Genomic DNA, 12,299 nt, shown 5'->3' on the forward strand with positions numbered 1-12,299 from the left:
TTGTGGCTTCTCTTGTCATGCTATCACTACTGTTGGGCCAACGGTCGGTTCCGAATATACAAAGTTTTTAAGTTGTTCAAAATTAACCAGTAGTTTCGACAGAAAGGTGTGCAGTCAACATTTACCCGCTCTCAAGGCTCTTATCAGGGAGAAGAATAATCAGTCACCTTCGGCAACACCTTCTTCAAGCGCGTCTCCGGTTACCTCCCAAAATATATCGGCAAGTGCTTCCTCAAATATTTCCTTGCAAACTCCCACAAGCTCTTTTCCAGCCGCTACTCCAATTTCTGAGACGGTCAGGATAAGAAAAATATCCGCTACAACAGAAAGATTGAGTCATGAGGTTTTTAGGGTCACCCAACCAACCTTGTTCATCTTTGATGCAGAGCGAGTATCAGGAAAGGGTGAACACGCCGTCTATGAATTGCCACTGACAGAGCCTGACAGTGGCAATCCCAGGATGACCAGGAGTTTTCAATTGCCTGTTAATTCGGCTTTTGTGGGGAGCAGAGAGGATATTCTGCCTGAATTTGTGATTGCGGGAGGCATGCAGAATCATCACGTGATGTCGGCAACCTGTAATGATTCCGTCTATTATCTGGCGAATATCAAAATCAATTCCAGAAATTCTCAAGAGCAGGGTGGTTCATTAGCAACAGCTGCCACAGTATCCCCCGGTTCAACCCCGACCACGCAGTATCATGCGCCTCCGGGTATTCTGGATTTGAGGGGGGCAGGTATTTTTGTTGCAGACAATATCAAGGTGGTACTTGATCATGCGGATAATGGGATGAGGGTTAATACAGTAGACCTGGGGTGTACTGATTATGCTGATGGGAGAGGAGCAGAAGAGTATTTCATTTATCGATTTACAGACTCTGACATTGAACTTCAGCAAGGGTTAAATAATGTTCATAACGCTGCATTGAATCTTGAATGTTATAAGGAAACAGGGCAAGTGCGGTTGACTATGAAAAACACTACAACGGTCTTGTCTGTATCCACTGAAACTGATGCTGCAGGACGCGGGATGCCCCAGGGCAGTAGTGTGTTGTTCTCCATTAGCTTGTTGCCTAAGGAAAATATTCTGAGCTTTTTTAATTCTACCTGTAACAGTGTCGTTGATCAGTTTGGTAACGATCTATCCATTGACCCTGCTAATCCATCGGATCCCGATCACTATATGGGCGGCGTCTTTGGCAGTGACTGTTCTGATATCAAAATGGTTCAGGGAGCGTTTGGATTAAAAGACAGTGATCAGGCATGGGGTTGGATACCGGTTGAACATGCCGAAAAAGAGAGCTGTTGGGCTCAATATGAGAAGAGTTATCGAGCGGGTTTTGCTCCAGTGGGTGTATGGTCTAAGGCAGGTTTTAATGTTGCATGCACTGCTTCTCCCTTTGCAACTCAGATACCTTACACAACGGCTGATGCAGATGCTCTGGTCGGGAATAAAATCAGCAGATCAAAATTAACCGGATTAGAGATCATAGGTATATCTTGCCTGTTCGGCGGGAGCCAGTTCATTGCTCAAATCTGGTTCCGGCTTTCAGACCGTATCAGGCAAGCCTGGATAAGGCACACCAGTCAGGTGTTGGCGGCTACATTGGGTTTGGGTCTCCCGGCACTCCAGTTGGTTCCGAAATGTGTCAGTGGATTGAGAGGGTACAGTGTATCGCCGATAAAACACTCTCTGTTACATGATGATTTTGATTCACTCTAAGTACCCCACCGTACGAAATCACATTTTCTGACCTGTTTTTCAGGCGTTCGTGGCAACTGCTCCTGCGTTGCTGTAATTCCTCATTCGGTTAAAAAAATACGACAATGGATATTCTTTTTGCTAGAGAAGACTTTGCCTTTATTTATTAAATATCTGGTCTAGGATGAATAACGGTCTTAGGAAGGATTGTTACGTTAAGGACGCTTCTATCTTGACTTTTAAAAAATCGACAGATTGCTGTTATGATAATTTTCAGGTTAGATATAGTAGTTGCTTTACTGTTATCAATTTATGCCTTCCCCAGTTGTGCTTTTCCTGCCGTTAGTTCAACGGTCAGCTCCACATATACAGAGGTTTCGAGTTGTTCTGAGTTGACCAGTCGTGTCGACAGAAACGTGTGCAGTCATCATTTAGCCGCTTTCAAGGCACTTATCAGGGAAAAGAACAATCGTCTTTCTCTAATTCCTGAAACGGTTATGATACGAAAAATATCCGCTACATCAGAAAGATTGAGTCATGAGGTTTTTGAAACGCTCCATCCAACCCTCTTTATCTTTGATGCAGAGCAATTACATGAAAAGAAACAGCCAGTCGTCTATGAATTGCCATTGACAGAGGATGCCAGAATCAGCCACGAAGGGGGATCAACTTTTCACTTGCCGGATAACTCGGCTTTTGTGGGAAATGGAGCAGATATTCTGCCTGAGTTTGTTACTCAGGGAGGCTTACAGGACCACTACGTGATGTCGGCGACTCATAGTGATTCTGTCTATTATCTGGCTAATGTTGAAATTGATTCCAGAAACCCTTCAGTCGCAGACAGTACGCAAGCAACTGCGCCATCTGCGTACCCCTCTTCAACCCCGACCAGACAGAATTATGCAGCGTCAGGTATTCTAAATCTGATGGGTGCGGGTATTTTTGTAGCAGACAACGTCAAAGTGGTACTGGGTCCGGTAGATAACAAGGCGCAGATTAAACCCGTAAAATTGGGGTGTACAAGCTTTGCTGGTGGACAAGGATCAGAAGAAAACTTCATCTTTCGATTTATGCACTCTGAATTTAATCTCCTGCAAGGCGTAAAAGGACCAGCACATATTCAAAACGCTGCATTGAATGTTGAATGTTCTGATAAAACAGGGCGAGTGCAGTTGACTATGAAAAACACTAAAACCGTTCTATCCGTACCCACTGATACGCCAACACCTGATTCGTCACAAGGCAGTGCTGTCTTGTTTGCTATAAACGTATGGCCCGGAGAAAACGTTCTGAGCTTTGTCGATTCTACCTGTAACAGCGTCGTTGATCAGTTTGGCAATGATCTATCGATCGACTTGGTTCAGTCATCGGATCCTGATCATTATATGGGGGGTATCCGGTGCAGTAGTAACTGTTCTGATATTGAAATAATTCAGGGAGCATTTGGATTAAAAGACAGAGAACAGGCGTGGGGTCTGATAGAGGTTGATGATGCCGATAAACACAAGGGTATGTCCGCATTGGAGGAGCGTTATCAAGTCGGCTTTGCTCCTGTAAGTGCATGGTCTGAGGCAGGTTTAGATGTTGCTTGTAATTGCACTATGTCAGCGCCAGCTTCATCCAGTTCATTAATAGCATTGCCCTGTACAGCTCAGTTAGCCAACGCTTCATTTATAGCCGGTTCCGATTCGGGTGAAGCAGGCTTCATAGTTAATGAAAATGACAATGCAGGATCAGACGAAAATCAGAGATTGAAAGTAGTCGTAGTGTCTTCCCTGCTTGCTGTGGACCAGGTCATTACAAATACCTGGTTCTATTTTTCATACCGAATCAAGCAAAACTGGATCAGGTATAGCAGCCAGGCCTTAGCGGCTATCTTGGGACTGGGTATTCCGGGAATCGTAGCCGTGGAGATAAAGAGTTTTATCCGTGCATTGAGAATGAAAGACCTCACTGTAGTACTGGTCATTGAGCCAAAGTAGTTTTTCGTTTCATACTCATTGCTTTGCAGTAGGACAGCCAATTTATAAGACCAGTTCGTTTAAGTCTGGTCGATAATAGACTCATAGTTTTGAGCTTCTTTGACAGGTATGATATTGACGCTCTCGGTTTGGGAATCAAAAACAATAGAGACTTCGCCTGATTTCAATAACCCAAGTACCTGCTGAATACGACTTTCCTGATCCTGCTCAAAACCGTTGTCGGTCCCTTCCCGGCTGACAAATTCAGCAATCAGGTTGTGCAGTGTTTCTGTGTTTAGTTCCTGATAAGGAATAATCATTCTTCAGCTCCTGAATATGGCCTTATGGATATAATTCCAGATCGGTGACCAGAAAGTGGTCTCCCCTGGACTCCCAGACCACATTAATGTCCCAGAGTGCGAAGCCATGCCTTCGCCCGGTGGTATCTCTGAGGTAGGCCGGGCGTGGATCCTGCCCCAATACCTGTTGAATCAGTTCCACCAGAGAGCGTCCGGTCCGGCGTTCATAAGCCAGGCATTTAATCATGGCCTCTTCGCTGAATTCCACTGCTGCCATGATGGCGGGTAAAGGTGCAAAGCCACCTTTAGCTTCTGGCAGAGCATCGGCGTAGGGCAGGTAGGGTTTGATATCAATAACCGGTGTGCCATCCAGCAGATCAGCTTCTGCCAGTCTCAGTATCAACTTGCCGTTCCCCGATTGGATGCTTTTCAGTTTTACCACAGACAGGCCAATGGGGTTAGGACGATGGGTCGAACGAGTGGCAAAAACGCCCATGCGCTGTTTACCACCAAGTCGGGGAGGGCGAATGGTAGGGCGCCAGCCTTGATTCATGGTTTCGTGAAAAACAAAATGAACCCAGAGGTGAGAGAAACCTTCCAGACCACGTACCAGGTTCTCCTGGTTGAAGGGTGGTAACAGTTCCAGCTCTGACTCTGCCGCTGTGACAATGCCCGGTTGGCGGGGGATTCCAAATTTTTGCCGGTAGCAGGAGTGAATCACTCCAATTTGTTGAAACTGGAAACTGCTTTTGCTCACATTTAACCCGTAATCGCTGTTTTGACCGGGCAATATAATGGAAAAATGAGGCTCTTAACAGGTCTTAGCCTCATGACGGGTCATTGTTTCAAAGCAACTGTGCTGGGCCTGATCAGGATTTCTCTAGAAAGATCAGGAGCCTGACAGAGACTATCAGACTCCTGTTGTTTTCAGGAAGTCTTTTTTCTCCAGAAGGTTGCCTGGGCAAGGGTATGCTGGTGTTTTCTGGCGGTTTCCCGGATGACAAAAGGAATATCTCTGGGTGGTTTAATCTCCTCAAAATGTTGGCCCAGAACTCTTTTCAGCCCGTCATAGGTTGTCAGGGCCTCACCATTCTCACGTATTCCTCCCAGCCATTTATCCTTTGACGTGTATTCTTCCAGCCAGGTATAGGGCGAAGTCAGCACCAGCAGTCCCTCCGGACGGATTCGCTCATGAACAGAAGAAAGGAATTTATGGGGATCGTTGAGTCGATCAATCAGATTCCCGGCAAAGACAAGGTCATAGTTATTGTATTTGGTTTTGAGATTACAGGCGTCTCCCTGGGTAAACAGAACACGACTGACATCAATGTTATCGGCAAAGTCAGTCAGTTTGGCTTCACGGTATTCACCCAGTTCTCCCTCAAAGGGCACAAAGTATCGAATTTTTCCATTCTGCTGAAGCCTGGAGGCCGCAGAGATAAAACGAGCTGAGAAGTCGATTCCATCAACATGTTTGAACCAGCGGGCCAGCTCAAAACTGCTTCTCCCTACCGAGCAGCCCAGATCCAGTGCCCGGGTGCAGTTGAGGTCTGTCAACAGCTCATGGCAGACTTCGGCACAGGCCCGGGGGAAATTTTCAACACCAAAGTAGCTTTCACCATAATGAAATTCCAGATACTGAGCCACCAGCGCATCGGTTTCGTAGGGGTTCAGGTTGGCATTAAGCTCAGCAGTGGATTCAACATAGCGAAAACCGGCATGCTGGAAAAAATGTCGCCTGAAAGCATATCGGGAATCCCGGATCGCATAGTTACCTGTCGAGATCCAGCAGCCACCTTTGATCAGGTTATGCCGGCCGTCAAATGTGGGGGTTGAAAAGTCATCGTAGTAGGGATGAACCTTGAAGCCTTCAAAGGCATCAATGGGAGTCGTTGTCCATTGCCAGACATTGCCAATGACATCATAAAAGTCCCCCGTCCTGAACTGGTTAACCGGACAGGAAGAGGCCCAGTATTCGAGGTTGATGTTGCCAGGAGCCTGTTTCCAATAAGGTTGGTCTGTATCAATGCTGTCTCGCAAACAATACCATTCAGCTTCGGACGGCAGTTGTATCTGCAGCCCTGTCATTTCTGACTTCCATCGGCAGAAAGCCTGAGCCTCATGGCAGTTGACATCCACGGGCCAGTTCCAGGGCATGTCTATCTCTTCCAGCATGGTCCGGTATCGGTAATTTTCATCACCGGGAACCCAAAACTCAGGGTGAATGGCTTCGGCAAAGGTAGCCCACGCCCAGCCCTCGTCGGTCCAATATTTTTCGGCGTTGTAGCCCCCATCCCGGACAAACTCAAGAAACTCCTGGTTGCTGACCAGGTACTGGCTGGCCTTGAAGGCAGGGATAGTTTCTTCATAGTGACCGTATTCGTTGTCCCAGCCATAAAGAGCATGATCATATGGCTTGCCGAGAATCTGGTGGCCACCGGCATGTTCAATCAACTGATTTTCCGGCGCTGCCCCGGAAGTTTTGCAGGGTTGCCAGTCCGGGTGAGGCGTGACGTAAGCCAGGGGTAACTGACGAATGAGAACCGATGAGGTCTCCAGGTGGATGCGCTCATGCTCAATGCCCATCATGATCAGCCAGGCTGGACTTTCCCAGGTGATGGGTATTTCCAAAGGCATGGTTTCTATAAATTCAACGATGAGTGCCCTGACTTTTTGACGGTATTCCTTCATGGCTGGAACCGTTGGCCAGTCGTAGTTGTTTTCGTCCAGATCATCCCAGGACATTTCATCAACGCCGATGGCTACCATTGCCTCAATATCGGTATCTACTCGTTGATTAATCAGGCGGGCAGCAATCAGTTTGTTGATAAAAAATGCTGCGGTATGGCCGTAGTAGAAAATCAGGGGGTGTCTCTGGGAAATAGCCTTACGATAATAGGCCTCATCACCGGTGAGTGTTTCAAAAAGACGATCGTAGATATCGTAGGTTTCGCAGAAATACTGAATCAGTTCCTGGCGCTTTGCTTCCGGAGTGCCTGAATCGAGTATCAGCGTTCTTGTGGGGATCTGGAGTGGCGAGGTGTTTTCAGTAGACGTCACATTTGGCACGAGCTAACCTCCAAAGCAATTTAACAATGCGTTACGGTTTGACCAGAGACTATTAAAATATCCTATATGGTCTAGAGCTTAAAGGCAGTAGTATCAAGGTTGATCGATATGTCAATTTCAGCCAGTTAACTAATGCCTTTCGCGCTGCCACAGATCATACGTTTTCAAAGTGTTGTTGGATGACAGGTTATCAATGGATTGCTCTGGAAAGAGTTGAAAGGTCTGTCAGTTATTCAATGACAGACCTATATAATCCATTCAGGGTTTGAACTCAGCTATTGCGGCCCTGATCCTGCGAATGCCTTCCTCCAGAGTAGATCGACTGCAGCCAAAGTTCAGTCTCAGGTAGTCACGGTCTCCAAACTGGGCACCGGGGGAGAATCCCACACCGGCATCTTCAAAGAAGCGGTGTGGATCATCCAGGCCCAGTTCGCTGACATTAATCCAGGCCAGGTAGGTAGACTGCAGTGGCAGCATACTTAAGCCCTTAATGTCATTGATTTCGGACATCAGTAAATCGTGGTTACCCCGAAGATAGTCGAGCAGACTCTGGCGCCAGGGTTCGCCATGTTCGTAGGCGGCTCTGGCAGCCGTCAAGCCTATCAGCATGTTATCCGGATCAGGGACGATACCCTTGCGCACTCTTTGAAATTCCATGCGCAATGTGCCATCTGGTATTACGGCAAAGGCACAGCCAAAGCCGGCCAGATTAAATGTCTTGGAAGGCGACATCAGGGTGATAGATGTGTCCCGGGTGAATTCACTCAGACTGGCATAGGGGATGTGTTCGGCATTACGATCAAGAATCAGGTCGCAATGCACTTCGTCAGAACAGACGACAATGCTGTACTTTTTGCAGAGCGCCTCGATAGTCTCCAGTTCTTCCCGGGTAAGTACCCGGCCATTGGGGTTCTGAGGATTACATAGCATCAACAGCCGGGTGTCGTCGGTGATCCTGTGTTCAAAGGCTTCCAAATCCAGCTGCCACTGATTGTCCCTGATCACCCAGTCCAGTCCGATCATCTGGCGTCCTCCCAACCTGGGTGCCATCAGAAAGGGGTAGTAAACCGGCAGAGGCACTGCAACGGTCTCTCCGGGACCAGCGACGCTTCTCACCGCAATATTGAGTGCGGTCACCAGTCCCGGCAGCCAGACAATCCAGTCTTTTTCAATCTGCCAGCCGTAGAGGTTTTGCATTCGCTCGACAATTCGATCTTCCAGACCCTCATCGGCCAGGGTATAGCCAAAAACACCGTGGTCAACACGTTGTTGCACAGCTTCAATGATTTCAGGGGCGGATTTGAAGTCCATATCCGCCACCCAGAAAGGCAAGATATCTCTATCTTTGTAGCGATCCCACTTAAGGCTTGAGGTATGACTTCGGTCGATAAAAGTATCGAAATCTGTGGACACGGATACTTCCCCCGGGGTTGGATTGAATGTGTTTCACTGATACTACCTGCAGTCAGTCTTTTTTGAAATCTGATTTATCAGGATGGCTTTGCCGATTTTATCCGTTTTGCTGTCTCGCTGGTCAGCTCAGGGTGGTAAATCCTGCCAGGAGGCTGGAAAATCACGGTTTTGTAGACAATGCTCAGAGAACCTGAAGTTTCTCTGTGGAGAAGTCCCGAGTTGATTGCCAGAGGCGTTGTCTATTCGCTGTTGTCAGGAGCCTTGTTGGGGAGTCTGATCATTCTTCCTGGATTGATGTCGGAATATTCTGCTATTGAGCTGGTAGCAGGACGCTTTGCAGTATTTGGTCTATGGGTATCTATCATTGTCCTTTTTCGTCGCGAGATTATTAAAAGAGTCCGGCAAGATGGTATCGTGCCATGGATTTGGGTGGCCCTGCTGACGAATCTTCTTTATTACCTGTTTCTTGTCATCAGTATCCGGAGCCTCGGCGGCGTTTTTGCCTGTATTCTGATAGCCGCCTTACCCATGATTTTTCAGAAATGCTTTTTGGAAAGAAAGGCTGCCAGCCAGCTCACTATGCCTCTACTGCTGTTGATTGGAGCCTTTTTTCTGTTGATTTCCCAGAAGTTTGATCAGGTTAATCCGGACTCACATGAGCAGAGTATGGTCTACGGATTGTTCTGTTTACTGCTGGCGAGTATCTGCTGGCTCACAGGTACCCGCATACAGTTATTAATGGCTACTGAGCGCCCCGATATTGATCCTTCCGATCGTTATCTGTTAACCGGACTGGGCTCTGTATTGGCATTGCCCATGATTTATCCACTGACCTGGCTGGACCACCCTGAATTCACCCTGTTTTCGGGAGGTGTTGTCAATATTGACTGGGCTTACTTCGGAGGAGGGGGGTTGGTAGCAGGGATATTAGCCACCGGTTTGGCCCGGATATGCAGACGCAAAGCAGTGTCGCACAACAGTGATTCAGGATTTTATCCCTGCACAACCCTTGAGGTTTTATTTGGAGTGCTTTTTGTCTTCATGCTGGAAGGGCGCATACCCAACAATCAGGAGTGGGCAGTCATTGCCATCCTGGTTTCGAGTATGGCTCTTTTTTACCGGAACCGAACTGTTTCTCAATTTAATACCAGCTCAGGATAGTTGTTTCTGATCTCGTCCCGGTTACCTCTGAAGAGAATTCTTTCCTGTTTCTGCTCCAGCTGATACTCGTACATGGGGTCATAGTAGCCAACCAATAATTGCTCAATCAGTGGCCGATAACCATCAATGACACCATGAACTTCATGTTGCTGAAGGGCTGAAGAGAGAAGCTCTCCCAGCTCCTGATAACGGGCTCCACCCAATCTTCTGCGAATCCGGCAAAGGCTGTCAGTCAGCCCCTCGCTGAAGCGGGCAAAGCCCTCTTCTTTACCGTAAACGGTCTGGTATTCGGCCAGGTTATTGCTGACATACTCCTGAAGACCTATCTCTACACGCTCTTCTATAGAAGCTTCCAGCAGAATAATGGAGGACTTTTGCATCTTGTTGCTGAACACCCGGGACAGGCTACAGCGCCCGATCAGCTTGCTTTCGTCTTCCAGAAGCAGAGCGCGCCCTGGTTTAAAGTGGCGGTGCTTGAGCATGGCGATAGAAAGACGATTTTCAAAGTCAATCTGAGTGGGCTGGCCACCATAACGACGACCGAAGCTCGACCCCCGATGGTTGGCCAAATCCTCCAGATCAATGCTGTCTTCAATGTCATAAATCAGACGAGTTTTGCCGGTACCGGTTTTGCCACTGAGAATCATAAAGGGAATGTCTTCAACAGACTTTTCCAGTTCATCGATCAGGAACCTTCTCAGTGCCTTGTAGCCCCCTTTGATCAGAGGGTAAGGGGATCCGGACTCGGCCAGCCAGGATTGGGTAATATGAGAGCGCTGACCGCCACGAAAACAGAATAGGTAGCCTTCTGGATGCTTTTGTACAAATTGCTGCCAGTGGGTCACTCTTTCATCACGCACATCGTCAGTGGCTAGCTGATAACCCAGGGCGACGGCAGCATCTTGCCCCCGCTGCCTGTACTCAGTACCAATCACTTCACGCTGGTAATCATCCAGGATTGGCAGGCTGGTCGCCAGTGGGAATGAACCTTTGTTGAATTCAACAGGTGCCCGAACATCCATCAGTGGCACATCATTCAGGAACAGGGCGAGGTAGTCGTGAGTATCCGGGCGTTGCTGGGTCATAAGGTTCCGTAACAGCTCAACGGGAGCGGGCTGGGTTCTTGTCCAAAAGCCCTATAGTTTCGCTGGAACCTGTCTGTTTAAGCAAGTGTGGATTGTTTCTATCGGATATAGAAGGGCAGAGTACAGCCAAACTTACCGGAACAAAACCAGGCAGCACAATACAGGCTGTGTATAGGAATCAGAGTTTGGCTGCTGTGTATATCTGAGTGCAACATTCTGCACAAGGTTTACATCGCCATAGCGATTGCCCAAATGGCTTTCTGATAACAGGTTTTTAACATTTGATGAGCATTAAAACTGCATGATTTCTATTTCAAGCTGTCTGTTGCCTCTGGGTTTGGCTTTGTGGAGAAGGTGGTAGAGGCTTGCTAAAGATACGAACGTAAAAAAGCCCAGACCGGTGGTTACTGTAATAATCGTAGGGTCAGGTCTGTATCCAAAGGCAGCAACAACTGACATAGGCAGTTTTTCACGACTGAGTATTTCATAACCATTGCCAACGATTAAATTTTTTCCCAAGTCCCAGAGAGTGCTCGATTGACCCGCAATTTTTTCAAATTCATGCCAGGCATTCGAGAACAGTCCAGCTCCCAGACTGGCGATTACAATCCATGAAAATGCTCTCAAACAGGCGCTATCGGTTTCCGGGTTGAATGGTATTAGTTTTGTAGCAATGACTCCCATAGGAATAAAAGACAAGGAAATGGCTTCGTATTTTTTATCAAGGATCAGCGGTAAGGTGGCCAGAGCGCCTTCTCCGGCTTCGCGAAAAGTATATGAGACAACATTGATCAGCAACCCTGACAAGAGAAGTTCTTTTTTACCTGTGACACCTCCAGCGAGCCCGAGAGCCCAGCCACCAGCGCAGATGCTGGCTTTTAATGATGTTAAGCCAGTAATAAGTTCAACCCATTTCTCGGGGATTTCCATCCCTGACTGCGAGAGTAAGACACCCGAAGTGAATACACCGCCCATGGTAATGAGACTGGTGCCAAGCGCTGTCCCCAAAATCTTATATTTGGCTTCTGGTTTAACTCTGATAGAGCCCTCAAGGAGTACGAACATCTCCACGCCTTCCATAATCCAGATAGCAACGCTGGTAAGAAGCGGCTCGGTACCTTGTTTGCTTTTTTTGGCGACAGTTGCAGTAGAGCTTTCACATCCCAGTTTATCTTTAATGGCGTTAAAGTCAGAGCTGTTGCTATAAAACACAGTTGAGTTATTCGGGTTGTTGATTTCTGAGCAGACAAAGGCTTTCAGCTTTCCTCTGTTCTCCCCGCAGCTGATATCGTCTGATGCTGTCTGCGGCAGTCTGGTGCTCATGGAAACCCTATCCGGTACTATGATATTGAATTTTGAAGCAGGTGTGCTTCCGTTAACTGCTGAAGCCACTGTGGAGTAGTCAGATTTAACTAATTCTGAAGTATTCAGAGCAGGACTAGCCAGAGCTGAATGAACAGAAACATAAGCAATCATCGTCGATATTAAGAGCACAAGACAGGTTTTTGACCGTTGCATTGGATGTGTCTCCATGAGCGGGCTGACTGATATAAATTGAATTCAGATAAGCTGGTTTGAACACATTCGTATTGGCTCGAGTAGGTATAGT

Annotated in this window: 9 protein-coding genes; 3 read left to right on the forward strand and 6 right to left on the reverse strand. The window is 47.5% G+C overall.

Going from position 1 to position 12,299, the window contains the following annotated elements; translation table 11 throughout:
* Window positions 1-331 precede the first annotated feature (331 nt).
* Window positions 332-1,723, forward strand: a complete 1,392-nt coding sequence (locus tag ACOMG9_RS08130) for a hypothetical protein (protein ID WP_494530062.1) — start codon at window positions 332-334, stop codon at window positions 1,721-1,723.
* A gap of 476 nt (window positions 1,724-2,199) precedes the next feature.
* Entirely contained in the window at window positions 2,200-3,684 is a 1,485-nt protein-coding gene (locus ACOMG9_RS08135; RefSeq protein WP_494530063.1) for a hypothetical protein, read from the forward strand.
* A 59-nt stretch (window positions 3,685-3,743) separates the two neighbouring features.
* Here ACOMG9_RS08135 and ACOMG9_RS08140 read toward each other — a convergent pair whose 3' ends face one another.
* The 4 genes from ACOMG9_RS08140 to ACOMG9_RS08155 form a co-directional block, all read right to left on the reverse strand.
* Window positions 3,744-3,983 carry a YheU family protein gene (locus tag ACOMG9_RS08140; protein WP_448216553.1) on the reverse strand — a complete coding sequence of 80 codons (240 nt, stop codon included), beginning with the start codon at window positions 3,981-3,983 and terminating at the stop codon, window positions 3,744-3,746.
* 22 nt (window positions 3,984-4,005) lie between these two features.
* Entirely contained in the window at window positions 4,006-4,719 is a 714-nt protein-coding gene (gene tsaA, locus ACOMG9_RS08145) for a tRNA (N6-threonylcarbamoyladenosine(37)-N6)-methyltransferase TrmO (RefSeq protein ID WP_448216554.1), read from the reverse strand.
* A 170-nt stretch (window positions 4,720-4,889) separates the two neighbouring features.
* Entirely contained in the window at window positions 4,890-7,031 is a 2,142-nt protein-coding gene (ovoA, locus tag ACOMG9_RS08150; RefSeq protein ID WP_494530064.1) for a 5-histidylcysteine sulfoxide synthase, read from the reverse strand.
* Between the two features lie 258 nt (window positions 7,032-7,289).
* Window positions 7,290-8,444 carry a MalY/PatB family protein gene (locus tag ACOMG9_RS08155; protein WP_448216556.1) on the reverse strand — a complete coding sequence of 385 codons (1,155 nt, stop codon included), beginning with the start codon at window positions 8,442-8,444 and terminating at the stop codon, window positions 7,290-7,292.
* A gap of 177 nt (window positions 8,445-8,621) precedes the next feature.
* On the opposite strand from ACOMG9_RS08155, the gene ACOMG9_RS08160 reads away from it, so the two are divergent.
* Window positions 8,622-9,605, forward strand: coding sequence for a DMT family transporter (locus ACOMG9_RS08160; RefSeq protein ID WP_422409123.1), 984 nt, complete (start codon window positions 8,622-8,624; stop codon window positions 9,603-9,605).
* On the opposite strand, the gene mnmH is transcribed toward ACOMG9_RS08160, so the two are convergent.
* Both mnmH and ACOMG9_RS08170 read right to left on the reverse strand, forming a co-directional pair.
* Complete coding sequence (mnmH, locus tag ACOMG9_RS08165; RefSeq protein ID WP_494530065.1) at window positions 9,581-10,690, reverse strand: tRNA 2-selenouridine(34) synthase MnmH; 1,110 nt, start codon at window positions 10,688-10,690, stop codon at window positions 9,581-9,583. The genes ACOMG9_RS08160 and mnmH overlap by 25 nt on opposite strands.
* A gap of 291 nt (window positions 10,691-10,981) precedes the next feature.
* Entirely contained in the window at window positions 10,982-11,902 is a 921-nt protein-coding gene (locus tag ACOMG9_RS08170) for a hypothetical protein (RefSeq protein WP_448216559.1), read from the reverse strand.
* Between the last annotated feature and the right edge of the window lie 397 nt (window positions 11,903-12,299).

The organism is Endozoicomonas sp. PH6C (assembly GCF_059322965.1).

Coding starts and splice junctions, on each gene's coding strand:
- ACOMG9_RS08160 (WP_422409123.1), top strand. CDS start 8,622: ATGCTCAGAGAACCTGAAGTTTCTCTGTGGAGAAGTCCCGAGTTGATT.
- ACOMG9_RS08135 (WP_494530063.1), top strand. CDS start 2,200: ATGATACGAAAAATATCCGCTACATCAGAAAGATTGAGTCATGAGGTT.
- ACOMG9_RS08140 (WP_448216553.1), bottom strand. CDS start 3,983: ATGATTATTCCTTATCAGGAACTAAACACAGAAACACTGCACAACCTG.
- mnmH (WP_494530065.1), bottom strand. CDS start 10,690: ATGACCCAGCAACGCCCGGATACTCACGACTACCTCGCCCTGTTCCTG.